17 protein-coding genes are annotated in these 20,298 nt (G+C 51.9%); 16 read left to right on the top strand and 1 reads right to left on the bottom strand.

Annotated features, from left to right (window positions below; genetic code table 11):
* Positions 1–29: 29 nt before the first annotated feature.
* From V3C10_23200 to V3C10_23140, 13 genes are all read left to right on the top strand, one after another.
* On the top strand, positions 30–1,763 hold the full coding sequence (locus V3C10_23200; protein WVP62175.1) for a sigma 54-interacting transcriptional regulator: 1,734 nt from the start codon (positions 30–32) through the stop codon (positions 1,761–1,763).
* A gap of 401 nt (positions 1,764–2,164) precedes the next feature.
* A complete protein-coding gene (locus V3C10_23195; GenBank protein ID WVP62174.1) occupies positions 2,165–3,385 on the top strand; it encodes a 2-hydroxyacyl-CoA dehydratase family protein in 1,221 nt (406 codons plus the stop codon).
* Entirely contained in the window at positions 3,372–4,535 is a 1,164-nt protein-coding gene (locus V3C10_23190; GenBank protein ID WVP62173.1) for a 2-hydroxyacyl-CoA dehydratase family protein, read from the top strand. The genes V3C10_23195 and V3C10_23190 overlap by 14 nt, the downstream gene beginning before the upstream one ends.
* The gene (locus V3C10_23185) at positions 4,532–5,407 is read left to right on the top strand and encodes a 3-hydroxyacyl-CoA dehydrogenase family protein (GenBank protein WVP62172.1); all 876 of its coding nucleotides are present in this window, start codon (positions 4,532–4,534) and stop codon (positions 5,405–5,407) included. Before V3C10_23190 ends, V3C10_23185 begins: the two co-directional genes overlap by 4 nt.
* A gap of 2 nt (positions 5,408–5,409) precedes the next feature.
* Positions 5,410–6,177, top strand: coding sequence for an enoyl-CoA hydratase-related protein (locus V3C10_23180; protein WVP62171.1), 768 nt, complete (start codon positions 5,410–5,412; stop codon positions 6,175–6,177).
* A 31-nt stretch (positions 6,178–6,208) separates the two neighbouring features.
* The gene (locus V3C10_23175) at positions 6,209–7,435 is read left to right on the top strand and encodes a thiolase family protein (GenBank protein ID WVP62170.1); all 1,227 of its coding nucleotides are present in this window, start codon (positions 6,209–6,211) and stop codon (positions 7,433–7,435) included.
* Positions 7,436–8,797 carry an acetyl-CoA hydrolase/transferase C-terminal domain-containing protein gene (locus V3C10_23170; protein ID WVP62169.1) on the top strand — a complete coding sequence of 454 codons (1,362 nt, stop codon included), beginning with the start codon at positions 7,436–7,438 and terminating at the stop codon, positions 8,795–8,797.
* 56 nt (positions 8,798–8,853) lie between these two features.
* A complete protein-coding gene (locus V3C10_23165) occupies positions 8,854–10,266 on the top strand; it encodes a sodium/glutamate symporter (GenBank protein ID WVP62168.1) in 1,413 nt (470 codons plus the stop codon).
* Between the two features lie 100 nt (positions 10,267–10,366).
* Positions 10,367–10,681, top strand: coding sequence for a (2Fe-2S)-binding protein (locus tag V3C10_23160; GenBank protein WVP62167.1), 315 nt, complete (start codon positions 10,367–10,369; stop codon positions 10,679–10,681).
* A gap of 4 nt (positions 10,682–10,685) precedes the next feature.
* Positions 10,686–12,275, top strand: a complete 1,590-nt coding sequence (locus V3C10_23155; GenBank protein ID WVP62166.1) for an FAD-dependent oxidoreductase — start codon at positions 10,686–10,688, stop codon at positions 12,273–12,275.
* Between the two features lie 4 nt (positions 12,276–12,279).
* Positions 12,280–12,624, top strand: a complete 345-nt coding sequence (locus V3C10_23150) for a (2Fe-2S)-binding protein (protein ID WVP62165.1) — start codon at positions 12,280–12,282, stop codon at positions 12,622–12,624.
* Positions 12,614–13,738 (top strand): FAD-binding oxidoreductase, encoded by a 1,125-nt coding sequence (locus V3C10_23145; GenBank protein ID WVP62164.1) that lies wholly within the window; start codon positions 12,614–12,616, stop codon positions 13,736–13,738. Before V3C10_23150 ends, V3C10_23145 begins: the two co-directional genes overlap by 11 nt.
* A 12-nt stretch (positions 13,739–13,750) precedes the next feature.
* Complete coding sequence (locus tag V3C10_23140; GenBank protein ID WVP62163.1) at positions 13,751–14,911, top strand: iron-containing alcohol dehydrogenase; 1,161 nt, start codon at positions 13,751–13,753, stop codon at positions 14,909–14,911.
* Positions 14,912–15,673: 762 nt separating this feature from the next.
* Here V3C10_23140 and V3C10_23135 read toward each other — a convergent pair.
* Complete coding sequence (locus tag V3C10_23135) at positions 15,674–16,327, bottom strand: DUF6198 family protein (protein WVP62162.1); 654 nt, start codon at positions 16,325–16,327, stop codon at positions 15,674–15,676.
* Between the two features lie 343 nt (positions 16,328–16,670).
* Here V3C10_23135 and V3C10_23130 point away from each other — a divergent pair, with 343 nt between their 5' ends.
* The 3 genes from V3C10_23130 to V3C10_23120 all read left to right on the top strand — a co-directional run bounded on the left by V3C10_23130 (position 16,671) and on the right by V3C10_23120 (position 20,285).
* Positions 16,671–17,405, top strand: a complete 735-nt coding sequence (locus V3C10_23130) for a GntR family transcriptional regulator (protein ID WVP62161.1) — start codon at positions 16,671–16,673, stop codon at positions 17,403–17,405.
* A gap of 16 nt (positions 17,406–17,421) precedes the next feature.
* Positions 17,422–18,873, top strand: coding sequence for an FGGY-family carbohydrate kinase (locus V3C10_23125; GenBank protein ID WVP62160.1), 1,452 nt, complete (start codon positions 17,422–17,424; stop codon positions 18,871–18,873).
* A 410-nt stretch (positions 18,874–19,283) separates the two neighbouring features.
* Entirely contained in the window at positions 19,284–20,285 is a 1,002-nt protein-coding gene (locus V3C10_23120) for a hypothetical protein (GenBank protein ID WVP62159.1), read from the top strand.
* Positions 20,286–20,298: the final 13 nt, after the last annotated feature.

The following is a 20,298-nucleotide window of genomic DNA, read 5'->3' as shown; positions in this document are numbered from 1 at the left end:
GGGATAAAAGTTTGGGAAGGAGGCCCCCCATGAATATTGTATCAGGTGAAGGCGAGAGCCGGGAATTGCAAAAGTCTTCAAAAACGGATACCGATGTTTTAACCGGGACGATTTTAATTGATAAAGATTACCGTATCATTTACTATAACGACTATGCAAAAGAAATTCTTTCTGCCGAGGATGATGCAATTTCGCATCAATCGGTAAAACGTTTTCTCGGCAAGTCATTTTTTCTGCCGGACGAGCCGGACGGAGAAAAGACGTTCCACTATGAGATACAGGGCCGGCAGGTATTTGTCACCGTGTCCAGGTGGGCCTGCGGGGATGAAAAAGACGGGCCGACCTATCTGATTCTGCTGCTTCTGGGAGCAAAACCGTCACAGAACGAGATGGAGGAGTACGCCAAAAAGCATGTGCTTCAGGACTTACAGGAGATCATAGAGGCATCCTTTGACGGAATTCTGGTGACGGATGCCGAGGGGAATGTGGAGATCGTGAACCAGGGATATGTACATAATACGGGCATCACGCGGGAGGAGCTTTTGGGGCGGAACATCCTGCATCTGGTCAATCCCGTATGGATGAAACAGTCGGTGGTGGGAATGGTGCAGGAGAAAAAGGAAACCGTCTCTCTCCAGCATATGACCAGGAACGGGAAATCAATTATCGTGACTGGCACGCCGATCTTTGACGAGCAGAAGAATATCAGGAAAATAGTTGTAAACTCCAGGGATATATCGGAAATTTATGCCCTCAGTGAGAAACTGGAATCAGCCAAAAAGATGGAAGAGATCTACATGCAGAGGCTGAAACAGCAGGAGGAGCGAGGCGAAACGGCCGACGATGTGGTCATCGTCAACCAGGACATGCAGAATGTGTTCCGCCTGGCCAAAAAACTGGGGAATTTTAACACAAACGTTCTGCTTACCGGGGAGTCCGGTGTGGGCAAGGACGAGGTGGCAAAATTCATTCATAAAAACGGCCTGCGTTCCACAAAGCCCTATGTAGCGGTTAACTGCGGGGCGGTACCGGAAAATCTGCTGGAATCTGAGTTGTTCGGATACGAAAGCGGAGCCTTTACAGGAGCCCTCAAATGCGGCAAAAAAGGTCTTTTTGAGCTGGCGGACGGCGGCGTGCTGTTTCTCGACGAGGTTGCGGAGATACCGCTGAGCCTGCAGGTTAAACTGCTGCGGGTGCTGGAGAACCGGGAAATCATGCGCCTCGGGGGAACGAAGCTGCTCCCCCTGAACGTGAGAATTATCGCCGCAACGAACCGGGATCTTCCCGCTATGATTAAGAATGGAAGTTTCCGCGAGGATCTCTATTACCGTCTCAATGTGGTAAATATCCGGATACCTCCCCTCCGCGAGCGTAAGGATGAGATTCCGCTTTTCTGCCTGAAATTTGTCCACCATTATAACAGGCAGTATGGGGAAAATAAGAAGCTGACCTATCCGGTTATTGATGAATTCCAGAAGTACTCCTGGCCGGGCAACATAAGGGAATTAAAGAATGTGATAGAGAACATGTTTGTGCTGTCCGACGGCGAGTATCTGCAGGTCAAGGATATCCCGTGGAACTGCAGGAGGCAGAAGGTCCAAAACAGTTATGAAGGCGTATCGCTGGAGGAGGCGGTAGAGGAGGTGGAGAGAGCGCTTCTGAAAGAGGCCAAAGAGAAATTTCACACGACCCGCCAGATTGCCGAGTATTTAAAGGTGAATCAGTCCACGGTAGTCCGGAAGCTGAAAAAATACCGGCTGTGATGCCTTCCTGCCTGTAAAGTCCGCCAACAGAACCAAAAGAAGTACGGACGGAGCAGAGATACCATCCAACAGAATAAAAATTCCAATTACCAGTATGCCGTTAGGCGTCTTTATGCAAGAATGCATCAAAGATGCAAAACGGCATCATTTTTTTACCTTTTTTCTCTTTTAGAACATGTCTTATAAGAATATTTTATTCAAAACAGGCCCACAATCCATTTTTTACGTTTCCTTTTGTCCCAATACGGCTCTATTTTAAGGAGTATTTAAGACGAATAAACAAATAAAAAGCAGAAAACCAAACTAATTTATCAAAAACTGTAGATTCCGGCACCGAAAATGAAACAGATGGCACGGAAATTGCTTTTAAGTAAAGCAGAAAAGGGAAAGGAGTTTACAGTATGACGTCAAAAGAAATGCTGAACCAGCTTTTGGAACAGCATTATCAAAACGCGATGGAGGCAAAACGGCAGGGGCGGCTCGTAGCCTGGGCAACTTCGATATCACCCCAGGAGCTGTTGGAGACTATGGATATCGCCGTAGTTTACCCGGAAAACCACGCGGCTGCCATCGGAGCCAGGAAATGTGCTCTGGATTTGCTTGAACATTCTGAGGCCAACGGCTACTCGGTGGATATTTGTTCCTATGCCCGGGTGAACCTGGGCTACATGGAGGTACTCAGCAGCCCGGCGGGAGACATTCCACTGCCGGATCTGATCTTCTGCTGCAACAATATATGTAATACAGTGCTGAAATGGTATGAGAATATTGCAAGGGAACTGAATATCCCGATGATTATCTTCGACCTTCCGTTCAACCATGAATATGAGGTGACGGAACAGAACGTGCGTTATATAAAAGGCCAGCTTACGGATGCCATCCGGAAACTGGAACAGCTGACGAAAAAAAGTTTTGACTATGACAGATTCCACGAGGTTATGAAAATATCATCGGAGACGGCCAGATGGTGGAAAAAAGCTTCGCTGATGGCCAGGGCGAAACCATCCCCCCTAAATGGGTTTGATTTATTCAACTATATGGCGGTCATTGTCTGTATGCGGGGCCGGAAAGAGGGACTGGAACTTTTTAAACTGTGGGTTAGGGAATTAGAGGAAAAACAGGCGGCCGGGCTGGGGCCGTGGAAGGATCAGGAAGAGAAGATCAGGATCTTGTGGGATGGAATCGCATGCTGGCCGTATCTCTCATCCACCTATAAGACACTCAAGAAATACGGTATCAACTTAGTGGCGTCCACGTACCCGGACTCCTGGACTATCCTGTATGAAGCCGGAGACTTAGACGGAATGGCCCGCGCCTACAGTTCGAATTATGTTAACCGGAATCTCGATTTTGGAGTGGACAACCTGTCGGAACTGGTGAAAGAGTTTTCAGTAGACGGCCTGATTTTCCATTCCAACAGAAGCTGTAAACTGATGGATTTCAGACAGTTTGAAGTGGAGCGCCGTGTAGTGGAACGAACCGGAGTGGCTGCGGTGGTTTTTGACGGCGACCAGACGGATCCGAGGGCCTTCTCCCTGGCACAGTTTGAGACCAGGATTCAGTCCCTGGCGGAGACCATAGAGGAGAAAAGGAAAGGAGGTGTGCAGAATGGGGGAGTTTGAACAATTGATTCATAAGCTGTGCCGGGCGGCCGATCATCCGAAGGAGGCCATTCTGTGCGCCATGGAAAGGAGAGGGAGAAAGGCAGTGGGCTGTTTCCCGGTCTACACGCCGGATGAGCTTGTGGACGCCGCGGGTTTCCTTCCGGTCGGAATGTGGGGAGGCGGGGAAGAGACACCGCGGGTGGGGCAGTATCTTCAGCCCTTCTGCTGCTCTGTCATGAAGGCAAACATGTCCCAGGCTCTGAGCGGATCCTATGACATGCTCTCGGCTGTCCTGATTCCCACATTTTGTGACACCCTCAAGTGTGTCTGTGAGAACTGGAAAGCGGCCATACCGCATATTCCCGTTTTCCCCATGGTCTACCCGCAGAATATTGAGAGCGCCGTCTCTGCGGAGTATCTGGAAAACGAACTGATGAGAATCAGGGGAAAGCTGGAGCTTCTGTCGGGCCGGATAATCAAAGAACAGGAACTCGTGGAAAGCTGGAACAGGTTTGAGGCATGCCGGGCTGAAATGAGGGAGTTTACCGCATTAGCTGCGTTACATCCGGACGTGATTGGCATCGGCACCAGGCATAAGATTCTGAAAGCATACTATTTCATGGATAAAACGGATTACAGTGAGACGCTGGCCGCTATTAATGATAAGCTACGTCAAAGAGCAGCGCCTCCTGCCGGGGATTGGATCCGGGTGGTGGCAACCGGTTTGATGCTGGAACCGGATGCGGTTATCAATGCGCTGGAGAAAAATGGGATCTGCATCGCGGCAGATGATTTGTCTCAGGAGTCCAGAAGTTTCCGCATTCCCGGAACAGGGGAGGGCACTATTCTGCAAAGGATGGCCGCGCGGTTTCTGGCACAGAGGGGCGATCCGTTCCTCTGTGAACAGCAAAAGAGCAGGGGAAGCCGCCTGACTGAACTGGTAAGGCGAACGCAGGCGGATGGGGTTCTGATTGCCATGATGAAATTCTGTGAACCGGAGGAGTTTGATTTTCCCGTCTACAAAAAAGAGCTGGAACGGGAGGGAATTCCTTACCTGTATATCGAGCTGGAACAGTCGATGAGCTCCGCGGAAAGTGTCGGGACAAGAATAGAGGGATTCGTGGAAGTGTTGAATGAAAAGCGGGAGCAGCAGGGAGGTGTGAAATGAAGATAAACAATGTAACTGTGATTGGATGCGGCACGATGGGAAACCAGATTGCCATGCAGGCCGCTCTGTGCGGATACAGGGTCAAAAACTACGACTTAAACAGGGATATGCTACAAAAGGCCGAAAAGTTCGCAGGTGATTGGTTTGCCTCCAGAGTTCTAAAAGGAAAAATGGCACAGGAGACCGCGGAGGAGGCACAGAGCCGGCTGGTATTTACCGACTGCCTGGAGGAAGCGGGGGCGGGGGCCGATTTGGTGATTGAGGCGGTTCCCGACATCCTGAAGATTAAAAAACAGGTTCTGGGTGCGATAGACCGCTATACGCCGGAGCATACAATCTATGCAAGCAACAGCTCCTATATCGTGAGTTCCCTGTTTGCCGATGCGGTACAGAGGCCGGATAAGGTTGTAAATTTCCATTTTTTCAATCCGGCTCTGGTAATGCAGCTTGTTGAGATTGTAAAAGGGCCGCATGCGTCCGGGGAGACAATCGACACCATGATGGAGTTTGCGGTCTCGATTAAGAAAACTCCGGTACTGGTGAAAAAAGAGATTTACGGGTTTGTGGTGAACCGCATATTCAGCGCCGTGACAAAGGAAGCGTGCTATCTGCTGGATCAGGATATCGCATCGGCGGAAGATATTGATCTGGCGGTAAGAAAAGGGCTGAACCACCCGCTCGGGCCGCTGGAACTGCTGGACATGACGGGAATCGATTTGGAATACCACGTTCTGATGGAACGTTACCGGATGACCGGGAATCCCGCGGATAAACCGTCCGCCGCAATCGTGGAGCATTTTGCAAAGGGAGAGTACGGCAGAAAGACGGGAAAAGGTTTTTACCGGTATGAAGCAAACGAGGAGGACGGTTGAGAATGGGGCGGTTTATCAGACTGGAAATAAGGGAACATATCGCCTGGCTGTCAATCGACCGTCCTGAGGCATATAATGCGCTGTCAAGGCAGGTGGTGGACGAGCTGGACACGGCTCTCGACCGTGCGGCGGCAGACCGGAATATCAAAGTTCTGGTGATAAAGAGCAGGAAAAATTTTGCATCGGGAGCCGATATCAGGGAGATGGCGGATTTGACTCCCGGGGAAGCGCTAAACTTCTCTTTTGGCAGCACATTCGACAAGCTGGCCCGGATGAAAATCCCAACAGTGGCGGCCATTGAGGGATTTGCCCTGGGCGGCGGCATGGAGCTGGCCCTGGCCTGTGACTTTCGGATTGCCTGTGCGGATGCAAGGATGGGATTTCCGGAAATTACGCTGGGAATTATGCCGGGAGCCGGAGGAACCTTCCGTCTGCCGCGGCTTATCGGCGAGGCAAAGGCAAAAGAACTCATTTATCTGGGAAAGCAAATCACCGCGAAAGAGGCTCTGGATATCGGCCTTGTGAACCGGGTGGAAAATCGGGACTGCTTCTGTGATTCGGTGGAAAAGCTGGCGGAATGTTTAAGCGCCCAATCCGGTGCGGCATTGGCGGCGGTCAAACAAACGATAGAAGAAAACCTGCGGGAGCCGGATTTCGGGAAAGCGTCGGACAGGGAGCGGAAGAACTGGGCCGCGTTGTTTGCAGGGCCTGATCAGAAAGAGGGAATGAACGCTTTTCTCGAGAAGAGGGCGCCGGAATTCCGGTATTGAAAGAAAACGAGATAAGAGAGGGGAGGACGAAATGAGAAGTGTAGTAATTGTGTCGGCGTGCAGAACACCGATCGGAGCGTTGGGAGGAGCCTTCAGGAGCCTGGGAGCGCTGGATTTGACAATCCCGGTGATGCAGGCCCTGATTAAGAGGAGCGGCCTGGATGCGGCACTGCTTGACGATGTGATCTGGGGATGCAACTACCAGAAGACGTATAAGGAGAACAATCTGGCCAGGGTGGCTGCGGTGAAGGCCGGACTTCCGGTCACAGTGCCGGGAATTACGGTACACCGCAACTGTACCTCGTCGATGTCCTCGGTGCAGCTTGGATTTTATCAGATTATGGCCGGTGAGGCGGATTTTATCATGGCCGGAGGCACCGAAGTGATGAGCAATGCCCCGCATATTGTTGAGGGCGCGCGCTGGGGGAAAAAACTTGGCAACTTTGAAATCCGTGATTCCATGTGGGATTCACTTACCAACCTGGGAGTCGGGCCTGCCATGGGAATTACCGCGGAAAACCTGGCGGAGCGGTATGGCATCACCCGCGAAGAACAGGATGAACTGGCCCTGCTCAGCCAGCAGAGGGCGTGCCGTGCCATCGATGAAGGGAAGTTTCAGGCTGAGATTATCCCCATCGAAGTAAAGGGGAAAAAGAAGACGGTTCTGGTGGAGCAGGATGAATATCCGAAGAGGGACGCATCCCTGGAAGGGCTGTCCTCACTCCGGGCCTCCTTCAAGGAAGGGGGAACCGTGACGGCGGGCAATGCGTCGGGAATGAACGATGCCTCCTCCGGCGTTATCCTGGCATCCGAAGAGAAGGCAAGAGAACTCGGCCTCCCGCTCCTGGCCCGCGTCCTCTCCACGGCTACGGCCGGGGTGGAGCCCGACATTATGGGAATCGGGCCTGTCGGAGCCGTGGCAAAAGCGCTTGGAAAAGCCGGACTAACGCTTCAGGATATGGAACGGGTGGAGATCAATGAGGCGTTTGCGGCCCAGTATCTGGCCTGTGAGAAGGAGCTTAAGCTGAACCGCAATATTACCAACGTAAACGGCAGCGGAATATCACTGGGCCATCCGGTGGGAGCCACAGGTACGCGGATTATCACATCGCTTGTCTATGAACTTCTGCGGGAAAAGAAACGTTACGGCCTGGCATCGGCCTGCGCCGGGGGCGGCATGGGAACCGCGGTGGTTCTCGAAGCACTGAAAAATGAGGATCCGGGCCGCTTAAAAATGAAGAGCAGGAGGAGTTTTTAAATGTACAAGATGAGCGAGCTTAACGTCCGCTATCGGGAAAAGCTTGTAACGGCAGAGGAGGCGGTGAGAGCCGTCAAATCGGGAGACCGAGTCCACTACGGGCTGTTTGGTGGAATTGTGCGGGAGCTTGACCAGGCGCTGGCCCTGAGGACGGAGGAGCTTACGGATGTCACGGTCTATGCCACGATATGGGGAAACGGATACATACCGGCCATTTTACAGGCGGATCCGGGGGCGGAGCATTTTCACTACTGTAATACTCATTTCAGCGCATTGGACAGGAAGATGAATAAGGAGGGGGTATGCTGGTTCGTCCCGGTGCAGTTCCGTGAAAATCCGAAGCTGTTTGCCGAAAATGTGGACGGCGGAATTGATGTGGCCATGTTCCAGGTGGCTCCGATGGATGACTACGGTAATTTTAATTTCGGGCCGCAAATCGCGGAGTACTGGGGAATTTTAAAAAAAGCAAAAACCGTGATTGTGGAAGTAAACAAAGACATGCCGGTCAACCATGGGATGCAGAATGTGATTAACCTGAGCCGGATTGATTACGTGGTGGAGGGCAGGGGCTATCCGTTAAACTACCTGGAAGCGAAACCTGCGACGGATGTGGAACTGAAAATTGCGGAACACATCGTGCCACATATAAAAAGCGGAAGCACGCTGCAGCTTGGAATTGGTGGGATCCCAAACACCATTGGAGCCATGCTGGCCGAATCGGATGTGGAGGATCTGAGCGTCCATACGGAAATGTTTGTGGAAGCCTATTTAAAGCTTTATCAGGCCGGCAAAATTACCGGCAGTAAAAACATTGACAAAGGAAAAATGGTATACACCTTTGCCAGCGGCAGCAGGGAGCTGTTTGAATTTATCGACAACAATCCCATCACATGCGTGGCTCCTGTGGACTACGTCAACGACATAGGGGTAATCGGGAGCATCGATCGGATGGTATCCATCAACAGCTGCCTGCAGGTGGATCTCTTCGGCCAGGTCAACTCCGAGTCATCCGGCTGGCAGCATATCGGCGGCACGGGGGGACAGCTCGACTATGTTCTGGGAGCCTTCCACTCAAAAGGCGGGCAGAGCTTTTTATGTACTCCGTCGGTCCGGATTTCAAAGGACGGAAAGAAAGAATCCCTGATCCGGGCGAGACTTCCGGAAGGCAGCATTGTATCGGTACCGAGAAGCGCGGTTCATTATGTGGTGACCGAGTATGGGGCGGTCAATTTAAAGGGAAAGACCACCTATGAGAGGGCGGAGCTTCTTATATCCATCGCACACCCTGATTTCAGGGAGGAACTGGCTAAGGAGGCAAAACGTATGGGGATCAGCCGGGTGAGCAGCCGGGTTTTGGCATAAGGAAGAGTATTTAGTAACATTATTTATCGGCAAATCTATTACAGGGGGTAAAAGATATGACAGTTTACACAGTTTTAACAGATTTCGCATTGGCATCCTTTTTAATCTTGATCGGACAGCTTATCCGTGCAAAGGTGCCGTTTATCCAGAAGTATTTTATTCCGTCCAGTCTGATGGCAGGGTTCCTGGGACTGTTTGCTGGCAAGGAAATGTTGAACATTCTGCCATTCTCCGACTCAATGGGTTCTTATACCAGCGTCCTGATGATTGTAATTTTTGCTGCAATCGGCATTAACGGATTTACAATCAACAAGGGCGTTTTGAAGAGAGAAGCGGAACGCGTGGTGGGATACGGCCTGTACAAGGGGGCGCAGAGCGCTCTCCAATGGTGGCTTCCAGCGTTAGTAGGGGTGCTGGTCATCTCCAAAATCTGGCCGGATATTAACTACGGTTTTGGGCTGCTCCTGGCGGCAGGCTTTTTAGGCGGACACGGCACGGCGGCCGCGGTCGGGACAACGATGGCCGAACTGGGCTTTGCCGACGCCCCGGATCTTGCGATGACATCGGCTACGGTCGGCATTCTTGCCGGCGTGTTCGGCGGACTGATTTTTATCAAGTGGGCGACGGCAAAGGGCTATACCCAGTATATAAAAAGCTTTGCCTACCTGAGCGGTGATTTGAAAACAGGCATGGTCAGCAGGGAGAACCAGGAAGAGATGGGAAGAGATACGGTTTCCTCGATCGCGCTGGATCCGCTGTGCTGGCACTTAAGCCTTCTGATGGTTCCTACGGGACTCGGCTACCTGTGCAGCAAGCTGGTAAAAAGCTATTTTGCCGTCAATATTCCAAACTACGCCTGTGCGTTTATCCTGGCTCTGCTCTTCTTCTGTGTAGCCGGAGGGCGGACGGACAGCGGAATCTATAAATATATAGATAAACGTGTTAATACGCGAATCAGCGGAACATGCACCGACTACCTTGTATTTTTCGGCGTAGCCGGAATCAAGATACCGATTATTGTAAAATATGCGGGACCGCTTCTGGTTCTGATGCTGTTAGGTATTTTTATTGTCTGGTTCATTCTCCGCATCCTGGGGCCGGCTATGAACCGCGACAGCTGGTTTGAACGCTCCATCTTTGTGTACGGATATGCAACCGGCGTATTTGCAATCGGTTTCCTTCTTTTGCGCATTGTGGACCCGGAAAATGAATCCAAGACACTGAACGATACGGCATTCACCACCCCGTTTCTTACCCCGGTGGAAACCTTTGTATGGGCAGCGGGCCCCGCAATGCTGATGGGAGGCCAGCACTGGCTGTTTATCGGAATCTTTGCCGCCATGTTCTTCGGCCTTATCTTTGCCGCGATGGTAATGAAGTGGTGGTATATAAAAATTCCATTATCCGAGAGAAAGGCAATTGTGAATTACAGCGTTGATGAGAAGGATCAGGAAAGCGCGGAAGCTTAGCAGGCTGTGCTGCCGGATGCGGGGCGGATTTCCACCCGCGTCCGGCGGCATCTGTCATGGAAAAATAACGGAACAGTTTTAAGATACAGGAGGAGCAGCTATGAGAATTGAAACACATCCGATCATTGGAAAAATAGAGAAAGGCCGGATGGTTGAATTTGAATTTGACGGTAAAAAGATAAGCGGCTATGAGGGTGAACCCATTGCAATGGCTCTTAAGGCCGCCGGAATTCAAATTCACAGGTATACGTCAAAGAAACATAAACCGCGCGGAATCTTCTGCGCCATTGGAAGGTGTACGGACTGTGTCATGATCGTGGACGGAAAACCGAATACCCGTACGTGTGTGACTCCACTGGAAGAGGGAATGAAAGTACAGACACAGTACGGCGTCTCAGCGAAACCGGAGGAGTGAAATTATGAAGAGATATGAATTAATTGTAATCGGAGCCGGCCCTGCCGGCCTTTCCGCCGCGATTGAGGCGGCCAAACAGAACATGCAGGTGGTTGTGTTTGACGAAAACGCCCGCCCCGGCGGCCAGCTTTTTAAACAGATCCACAAGTTTTTCGGCTCGAAAGAGCATAAGGCAAAAACGAGAGGTTTCGTCATTGGGGAAGAACTGCTTGCACAGGCGGAGGAATCGGGGGTGGAAGTGGTTTTGAACGCCACCGTAATCGGCCTTTACAGGGAAAAAGAAGTCTGCGTCATGCATGACGGGCAGATTGTACATTATAAAGGAGATAACATTATTGTAGCAGCCGGGGCGGCGGAAAACATGGTGACATTCCGCGGATGGACGCTGCCGGGAGTCATCGGGGCAGGGGCTGCCCAGACGATGATGAATCTTCACGGCGTCAAACCGGGAGAACGGGTCCTGATGGTGGGTTCCGGCAATGTGGGGCTGGTTGTCAGCTTCCAGCTTCTTCAGGCGGGATGCAGGGTAGTGGGCGTCATCGATGCGGCAAAGAGAATCGGCGGCTACGGCGTCCATGCGGCAAAACTGGCCAGAACGGGCGTACCATTTTATCTTTCCCACACAATAGTGGAGGCGGAAGGGGATGATCATGTCACGGGAGCCGTGATAGCGGAAGTGGACGAAAAGTGGCAGACCGTGCCGGGAACGGAGAAACATCTGGAAGTGGATACAATCTGCATCGCTGTAGGGCTGTCCCCAATGTCCCAGCTCGTACGCATGGTGGGATGTGAGACGGTGGATGATCCTGGCAGCGGAGGAATTGTGCCGGTATGTAACGAGTACGGTGAAACCTCAATTCCCGGAATTTTTGCGGCCGGTGATGTGGCGGGAATCGAGGAGGCCAGCTCTGCGATGATACAGGGAAGAATAGCGGGGCTTGGGGCGGCCGAGAGAAGCGGCTACCTGGACAAAGACAGGATGAGCAGAAAATTCGAGGAGGCCAACGGCTCCCTTTACCAGCTCCGCCAGGGAATGTTCAGCCATGCCAATAAGGGACGGACCGATCTTACGGAGACGGATGAGGGGTATCCGCTTTCCTCATGCCTGTTGTCGAAGGGATATGTAGATGATTCTGAAATAACGAAATTTCCCGGCGCGTCCTATAAAACCTCCGGGATTCATCCGGTTATTGAATGCACGCAGAATATTCCCTGTAATCCGTGCCAGGATGCCTGCCGGATTGGGTGTATCAAGGTGGGAGAGACCATCACATCGCTGCCGGAGGTGAGGAAAGACGTCAAATGCGTGGGATGCGGAATGTGTGTCGCCAACTGTTCCGGCCAGGCAATTTTCCTGGTTGACGAAGATTATGACAATGTTCATGCCAGTATCACAATTCCCTATGAATTTTTACCGCTTCCGGAGAAGGGCGCGGTGGGAACGGCTCTTGGAAGGAGCGGGAATAAGTTGTGCCGGGCTGTGGTGTCGGAGGTCAGGGCCGTAAAGGCGATGGATCACACGAACCTGGTTACAATGCTGGTTCCAAAGGAATTTGCGGGCACGGCGCGGTTTATCGAATTTGAGGAGGTGTAGCAGGATGGAAACTATCATGGATCGTTCAATTGATTTAGGGGAATTGATTCCGCAGCCGGATGACGATGTCATTGTCTGCCGGTGCGAGGAAGTGACAAAAGGTGAAATCCGGCAGGCGGTTCACGACGGCATGCGCACATTGAATGAGATCAGACGGTATCTGCGGACTGGCATGGGACTCTGCCAGGGACAGACCTGCGGAAAACTGGTGCAGTCCATTGTAGCGCGGGAACTCGGGGTAAGACCGAGGGACCTGGAGATGAATACCGCAAGGAGTCCGGTGCGGCCGACGGAAATGGGCGTATACGGGAACGAGGTAATTGAACAGGAGGCGGAGTATGAAGCATAATGCACAAGTGGTAATAGCCGGAAGCGGCCTGGTGGGCTGTTCCGCGGCCTATTATCTCTGTAAACAGGGCATCAAACCCATTGTTCTTGAGAAAAAAGAAATTGGACACGGCGGCTCCAGCCGCAATGCCGGAGGCGTCCGCCAGTCGGCCAGAGATCCCAGGGAACTGCCGATGGCAATGTACGCGGTACAGCATATCTGGCCCGGCCTCTCCGAGGAATTGGGAATCGATATTGAATATAAGCAGAAAGGAAATCTCCGGCTCGCCAAGACGAAGGAGCACATGGCCATACTGGAAAAAACGGCTGTAAAGTGCCAGGCGCTGGGACTGGAGATGACCATGCTGTCGGGGGAGGAAACGAGAAAAATTAACCCCTTCATGTCCGATGAGGTGATTGGATCCAGCTGGTGCCCGACGGATGGACATGCTAATCCGCTCCTGACTACACTTGGATATTATAAAAAGGCCAGGGAGATGGGAGCCAGGTTTATTACCGGGGAAGAAGTTGTTTCTCTTAAAAAGGAAAGAGGGAAAATATCCGGCGTGGTTACAAAAGGCAATGAATATGGGGCGGAGCAGGTGATCGTTGCAAGCGGGTTTGAGAGCAGGGAGATTCTGAATACGGTGGGAATCGATATCCCAATGCGCAAAAAGCTTCTGGAGAGTCTTGTGACGGAGGAGATGCCTTATATGTTTGACGAGATGCTGGGCGTGGCCACCTCAGATTTTTACGGCCATCAGACGAAGCACGGTTCCTTTGTCTTTGGCGGCGGCGCCGGCTTTGGCAATTACTTTGATTTTCAGAAGGAAACAATGGCTACCAGCATGACCCCGCCTGTAATCTGCCGCGGCGTCCTGCGATATTTCCCCATGCTGAAGGAACTGAAAGTGGTGCGCGTCTGGGCCGGGTGGAAGGATGAGAGTTCCGACGGCATTCCGGTGATTGGCCCGGTTGAGGAAGTGCCGGGACTCTATACGGCCTGCGGTTTTTCGGGACACGGTTTCGGTATTGCCCCGGCGGCGGGAATGGAACTTGCTAACCTGATTGCCAGCGGAAAAAGCGTTCTTGATTTGAGCGAACTCAGATATAACCGTTTTCTGCCGGCCAAATAGAACGGAGGAAACATGATGAAAGAATTTACATTTAACCTTCCTGTTAAAATCTTCTTCGGGGAGGGAATCAGCCGGGATTTATCGGATCTGGCACGCCGTTACGGGGCCTCCAGGGTTATGCTGGTAACCGACCGGGTAATCGGTAAGACAAAAGGATTTGCCGCAATTGAGGCAGGCCTGAAAGAAAATGGAATACAGACCGTGGTTTACGATGAAACGGAGCCGGAACCGCCGGTGGATGCGGTGGACAGGGCGGCTGCCGTCATGAGGGAGAGCGGCTGCCAAATGGCCGTTGCAGTGGGCGGAGGAAGCGCCATAGACAGCGCCAAGGCAATGTGTATGCTGTGCACCAATGAAGGCTCCGTAAGGGAGTATCTGTTCGGTGGAAACCGCACAGTGGAAAACCGTCCGCTTCCGCTGGTCTGCGTCCCTACAACGGCAGGGAGCGGCAGTGAAGTGACGGCATCCAGCGTGATTTCCGATCCGGAAAGGGGAATTAAGCTGTCCATTACCCACGAATGGCTGATTCCACTGGCCGCGGTAATCGATCCCGTGATGCATAAGGATATGCCTCCCGTCATAACGGCTTCCACGGGTATGGACGCTTTGACACATGCCATAGAAGCGTATGTTTCCAGGAACGCGGAGCCTCTGTCGGATGCGCTGGCCCTCGCCGCCATCCGCCTGATAGCCGAGCATATCAGGACCGCAACATACCAGCCGGACTGTATGGAGGCCAGGTCGGGTATGGCTCTTGCAAGTGTGATGGCCGCCGCATCGTTTGTGAACGCCGGACTGGGGGCGGTCCACGGAATTTCCCAGGCCATGGGCGGAGTCGCCCACGTTTCCCACGGGATCGGCAATGCCCTGCTCCTGCCGTTTGTCTGCGAGGCGAACCTGCCGGGCAATATGGAACGGTATGCACGGATCGCCGCTCTCCTGGGAGAAAAAACGGAGGGACTGCCGGTCCATCAGGCTGCTGGACGGTGCGTGGAGGCAATTCACCGCATGCTCAGGGAACTGAGACTGCCTGCGGCGCTGCACGAGGTAAAGGTGACGAGGGAGATGTTCCCGGAGATTGTAAAGGGAGGCATGGCATACCGGCTGATGCCGTTAAATCCGGTGCCTTTAAAGGAAGAGGATATTTATTCGATTCTTGAGAAGGCTTTTTAGGGTTTAATTGAGATGCGGGGACGCCTCTGTAAGACGGCGGACGGGGGAGTGGGGTGGATGGATGAGTCTTCAGTCCCGGCGGTTGGTTGTGGTGAGGGGGAATCCGGAGAAAGACTTTCCTGCGGGGACACGCTTTCGCTTGTGAAGCGCACAGCGGATGCTAAGCTCGAAAGGACCTCGCTAAGCACCGGCGGGCTTCAAGGTCTCCCTCCGGAAAGTTTTTCTCCTCCTTCCCCCGGCAGGTTATCGATGGGACTGAAGACTCAGCGAAGGGGGTTGCCCCGTCCGCCGGCTTCAGGGGCTGATTGTCTCTTTCGTCAAGTGTGGAGGGAGGTCTTGTCACGGCCACTATGTAGTCGTGAACCTTTTACCTTTTGAAGGTATTTTGGGCTGAATTCAGAGAGAAATCCAAAGCTAAATTTTACGATTGCTCTAAAAATTCAATGGTTATTCCAGGATAGGTCAGGCGCTAAAGTTTAGACTCATCAATTTAATACCATACAGGAGCATTTTCCTGGAATCCGGGGAAATGTAGTGGCAGCGACAGTACCTCCCCTCTTGAAGGGATAGAACAAATCAGCGGCCGCAGGCCGGGATTCGGGATGGCGAAAACCATCGCGTCTTCAGTCCCGGTCCATAACCTTCCCGGATTCCCCACCCGCGACAACCTACAGCCCGGGACTGAAGACTCATCCCCTCCCTCTCACCATCCCGAATCCCGGCCATCCCGGCGGCGTTCTCATTCCTCAATTACCCCCCTTTTTATAATCCCGCCATCTTCTCCATCGGCTTTTTCAAGAAATGATTAAACAACGCGATAAACCGCCCCACCCCGACCATGGCCAGCAGGGTACCGACCCCGATTGCCGCAATCTCTCCGGCGGCCAGATAGCCGAGGAGGGAGGACAGAATGACACAGGCTCCGTCGAGCACGTTCTTGCCGAAACCGACACCGCGGTGCAGGGCATAGCCGGTTGCCTGGGCCATTCCGTCGCCCGGGTTGGGAACCAGCTTCATGTTGACAGTCATAACAACACCCAGGGCGGTGATGATAATGGCCGCCAGAAGCAGAATGAGATTCTGCCACAGGGTGGAGTAAGTGATGTTCAGGATATCACTGAACAGATTCAGAAGCATGCTGAACAGGAAACTGACCGGAATCTGCAGTAAATCCAGCCATGTTCTGGCGCTGCCCTTAAGTAAAAATTGAAGACCCACAAAAACGGAGTAAACCGCAAAGGTCATCATTCCGAAATTCAGGTTCCATATGTAGGAAATGGTAAATGGGATGGAGATAATTGGGGATACTCCCAGACCGGTTTTGGTATTCAGCGTGATGCCGGCGGCCAATACCACCATTCCTATGGCGTAGATAAGGATACGGAAACACCACGCATGTTTCTGATTTGTGTTCATAATAGTTCGTTCTCTTTTCCTGCTATTCTTTTGTGCGGAGCGCGGATCGGGAGGCTTTTTCATTAGAATTTTGTCCCGAACAGCGCCCTTTTCCCTTTATTCTAGTATCTTCCGCATGATATTTCAAGATGTTAATCTCACGGTTTTAAAAAACGGCCCGCGGTGACCGGCAGTGTGTTTCACAGGCAATAAATGCTTAGCGCGATATTACCTGTGAAACATAACCGGATTGCTTCGGATTCTCTACGTAAAATAAAGAAAGGCTTGACATTGTCATACCGTATTGTTATCATTAAAGTATAAAATAATACAATTAAAATACAAAAAGAGCGGAGCTGAGACAATGGAGACGACCAGTAAGAAAAAAGGGCCTTTATATTATACTGTGAAGGAAGCGATAAAAGAGCAGATCCGTAAGGGGGAGCTGAAAAAAGGGGAAGTGATCCCGACTGAAAAAATGCTCTGTGAAGAATATCAGGCAAGCCGGGTTACCATCCGCAGGGCGATAGAAGAGCTGATAGAGGAGGATGTCCTGGAGCGGGGGTTTGGCAAGACGGCGACGGTGAAATTTGATAAGGTGCCCAGAAAAGTGAATAATCTTACCAGCCTCCAGGAGGAGATGGAAAAGATCGGGGTAAAATGCACCTCCTTTATCCTGAATTCCGAGATAATGGAGGCCCCGCTGGAGGTGGCGGAGGAGATGAAGCTGCCGGAAGGCGAAAAAGTGATGAAGATTGAACGGCTCAGATATGCCAATGAAAAGCCGCTCTGCTATCAGGTGCTTTATCTATCGGAGCGCCTGTGCGGCGCGCTGGAACCGGCCAGGCTCGTTTCCCAGTCACTGTACAGAATTCTTGAGCAGGAGATGGGGATACGGATTAAGAGGGCGGATCAGGTCATCCAGGCCGTGATGTCGACATACCGCATTACCGCGCTTTTGGAGCTGCCGGCACAGACAAGCATGCTGTTTGTCAAAAGAATCGCCTATACGGAAGCCGAGGAATGCCTGGAGTATTCGGAGAGCTTTTATGTGGGTGACAGATATAATCTGACGATGTCGCTTTTCAGGGAGATATAACCCGGGAGGTTTGAAGATGAGGACGATACTGGTTGTAGATATCGGAACAAGCTCGGTGAGGACGGTACTGACGGGGGAGGATCTGGAAATCCGGTCCATGGTGCAGCGGAAGCGCACCGCCGGAATCTGTATGGATGCCGAGGTAGAATGGGAGTTCATCCGCAGCATGATAAAACAGCTTTCAGAAGAAAACAGGGAGATGCTGGAAGTGAATCCGATATCTGCCGTTGCCGTATCCGCCCTGGTAGGCTGGGTTGGGGTGGATTGCAACGGAGGGGCGCTGACACCCTGCTATACATACATGCACCGGGAGCGGAGAATGTTCGAGGAAATGGCGCCACGGATTGATGTAAATGAAGCATTCCAGATCTGCGGCAGAGCGCCTGCGCCGGAATGGCTGGCCTATAAGCTGCGCCGCCTGAAGCGGGAGCAGCCTGCGCTCTATGGAATGATAGCATCGGTAATTTCACTTAAGGATTTTATTAATATGAAGCTTTGCGGGCAGACGGCTCTTGATCATACGTCGGCCGGCTATACGTTTCTGTACGATATCAGGAAAGGCGGCTGGAGCGAAAAGCTTCTGGAAAACTTCCAGGCCGATATGGATAAACTTCCGGGACTGAGAAGACCGTGGGAGCGGCTGGGAACATTGAAACGGGAGCTGGCGGAGCAGTTTGCATTTTCCGGTGAAATTCCCGTAGTCACGGGGAGCTGTGACGGCTCCACGGCGGTTCTGGGAGCCGGGGGAGTGCGGGAGAAAACCGCGGTGAGTGTGATGGGCACGACAGACGTATTTTTTCTGGTGGCAAAACAGTGGAGTTGCAAGGAGAGCAGGGGACTGATAGTCAATCCCCACGTAATTCCAGGATACTGGCTGATTGGCGGTCCTATGGGAATGTATGGAGGCACAGTTGACTGGTACATGAACCAGATTATCGGGGAGCGGTTGAGCCTGGATGAGATGACGCTGCTGGCGGAGCAGCTGGAGCCGGGATGCTCCGGACTGACCGTGCTGCCGAACCTGGCCGGCGAGCGGGCGCCTTATTGGCATCCGGAGAGTGTCGGAACCCTTGTGGGACTTACCAGGGAACACCGGGCAGAACATATTTTCCGTGGAATTATGGAGGCAAATGGATATGACTGCCGGGAAATTCTGGAGCGGGCGGAAGAGATGGGGGCGGAATGCACGGAGATAGCCGCCATCGGCGGAGGCGCGTTGAATTCCCTGTGGCTCACAATAAAGTCGGAAATCACAGGAATACCCGTACGGAAATCGGAGGTGACGGAAGCAACGGTTGCGGGGAGCGCAATGCTGGCGCTGTATATGCTGGACGGAAAGCTGCCCGAAGGAAGGCCGCACAAAAAGGAGTGGTTTGAGGGAAACGGGAAGCAGAGGGAACAATACCGGACGGAGTATTTAAAGTTTAGGGAAAGACGGGAATTGGTGGAAAAATTATATAGTATATAGACTAAGAAAGACCGACGGAAACGCCGGAATGCATCTAAAAGCTCCTGTATGGAAAGATACAGAGAGCTTTTTTTAATATCAGATGTAATATGCCGCTATGCTGCCGCGTTCGACGCGCGAATCTGGAATGGAGCGCGCTGCGATGAATGGGAATTATGCCTCTTGATGCCTGAAAGTTATTGCTTTTCAGGCGTCAAGAGGCATAATACTTGACATGATAGTACAAATACAATATAAATACAAAGAGCTGTTTCGCATCGTCAAAACAAAAAACATATAAATACAAAAAGAAAACAAAATTGGAGGTATTGCACAAAAATAAAAAGAATATATATTAATATTGTATATTTACACGAGGCAAAAAAGAGGATATTATATACAATATAAATACATTTTGAAGGAGGAATCGAATGGAGACAAATAATGTATGGAGAGATATTACAGATCCAAGGCTTGCAGAGACTATGGACGATCTGGAAGAAGGGCTGAAAGACCCAAAATTTGAGAATATCACAATTCCGGAACATTTTGGTCCGGTGCGGGAGATGATCGACGACCATAAGATAAAACGGTATGCATTTGAACTGGATGATTATCTCCCCTGGTCAATGGAAGAGAAAGAGAATCCGTTCGGAAAGGAGAGGATTGCACAGGCGGGCCTTCTCACGAACGATATTGTCCAGCTTTTTACACTGGCATACCGCGGGAGCAAGGTAATTGGGCTCCATACCGAGGCACAGCTCTGGTTTAAGAACCCGGCGAAACTCAACGAGGTGGTAACGCTGGAAGGAGCTTACACGGATGCCTATGAACGGCGGGGACAGGGGTATGTGGTTCTGGAGGCCGGGGTAAAGGGAGAAGACGGCCGGGAGATTGTACGCTACCGCGGAGTGGAGATTTTCCAGACGACGCCGGGCAATATTGCCGGAAGGGCGTCGGCTTCACCGGATAAGAAGGTGAGCGGTGATGTGCCGGACGGCTCCAGATATATCCTGGAGGCTCCGGAAGACTTGAAGTGTGGAGACGCGCTGGAGCCGTTGAAGAAGACGATAACCGCGGAGCAGGCGGCGGTGTTTTCCAGGGTTGGGGAATTTGTCATTAATATCCATAACAATCTGGAGACGGCGAGAGTCGGAAACCTGAGAATCCCGATTGTGCAGGGAGCTCAGTTCTTCTGTACGCTGACGGAGCTGATGACACACACATTTGGCGCTGACTTTTTTACGGACGGCTGGCTGAGAGCCAAGTTTATCGCCCCGATCAAAGTGTTTGAACCGTTTGAAGCGGCAGGAATTGTGACGGGAGTCTATCCGGCGGAGGACGGAAGGAAAAAGGTGGAGCTGGAAGTTTGGGTGAGAAGAGGTTCCGACAACCGGCTGGCGGCAATAGGGTGGGCCAGTTGTATAATCTGACGGAAGATAAGAA

Source organism: [Clostridium] symbiosum (assembly GCA_036419695.1).
GTDB classification, from domain to species: Bacteria; Bacillota; Clostridia; order Lachnospirales; family Lachnospiraceae; genus Otoolea; species Otoolea symbiosa_A.
The sequence above is the reverse complement of the archived record's forward strand: the minus strand, read 5'-3'. Positions and strand labels throughout refer to the sequence as shown.

Coding starts and splice junctions, on each gene's coding strand:
- V3C10_23140 (WVP62163.1), top strand. CDS start 13,751: ATGATGAAAGAATTTACATTTAACCTTCCTGTTAAAATCTTCTTCGGG.
- V3C10_23130 (WVP62161.1), top strand. CDS start 16,671: ATGGAGACGACCAGTAAGAAAAAAGGGCCTTTATATTATACTGTGAAG.
- V3C10_23125 (WVP62160.1), top strand. CDS start 17,422: ATGAGGACGATACTGGTTGTAGATATCGGAACAAGCTCGGTGAGGACG.
- V3C10_23155 (WVP62166.1), top strand. CDS start 10,686: ATGAAGAGATATGAATTAATTGTAATCGGAGCCGGCCCTGCCGGCCTT.
- V3C10_23170 (WVP62169.1), top strand. CDS start 7,436: ATGTACAAGATGAGCGAGCTTAACGTCCGCTATCGGGAAAAGCTTGTA.
- V3C10_23165 (WVP62168.1), top strand. CDS start 8,854: ATGACAGTTTACACAGTTTTAACAGATTTCGCATTGGCATCCTTTTTA.
- V3C10_23180 (WVP62171.1), top strand. CDS start 5,410: ATGGGGCGGTTTATCAGACTGGAAATAAGGGAACATATCGCCTGGCTG.
- V3C10_23145 (WVP62164.1), top strand. CDS start 12,614: ATGAAGCATAATGCACAAGTGGTAATAGCCGGAAGCGGCCTGGTGGGC.
- V3C10_23185 (WVP62172.1), top strand. CDS start 4,532: ATGAAGATAAACAATGTAACTGTGATTGGATGCGGCACGATGGGAAAC.
- V3C10_23200 (WVP62175.1), top strand. CDS start 30: ATGAATATTGTATCAGGTGAAGGCGAGAGCCGGGAATTGCAAAAGTCT.
- V3C10_23175 (WVP62170.1), top strand. CDS start 6,209: ATGAGAAGTGTAGTAATTGTGTCGGCGTGCAGAACACCGATCGGAGCG.
- V3C10_23150 (WVP62165.1), top strand. CDS start 12,280: ATGGAAACTATCATGGATCGTTCAATTGATTTAGGGGAATTGATTCCG.
- V3C10_23190 (WVP62173.1), top strand. CDS start 3,372: ATGGGGGAGTTTGAACAATTGATTCATAAGCTGTGCCGGGCGGCCGAT.
- V3C10_23160 (WVP62167.1), top strand. CDS start 10,367: ATGAGAATTGAAACACATCCGATCATTGGAAAAATAGAGAAAGGCCGG.
- V3C10_23135 (WVP62162.1), bottom strand. CDS start 16,327: ATGAACACAAATCAGAAACATGCGTGGTGTTTCCGTATCCTTATCTAC.
- V3C10_23120 (WVP62159.1), top strand. CDS start 19,284: ATGGAGACAAATAATGTATGGAGAGATATTACAGATCCAAGGCTTGCA.
- V3C10_23195 (WVP62174.1), top strand. CDS start 2,165: ATGACGTCAAAAGAAATGCTGAACCAGCTTTTGGAACAGCATTATCAA.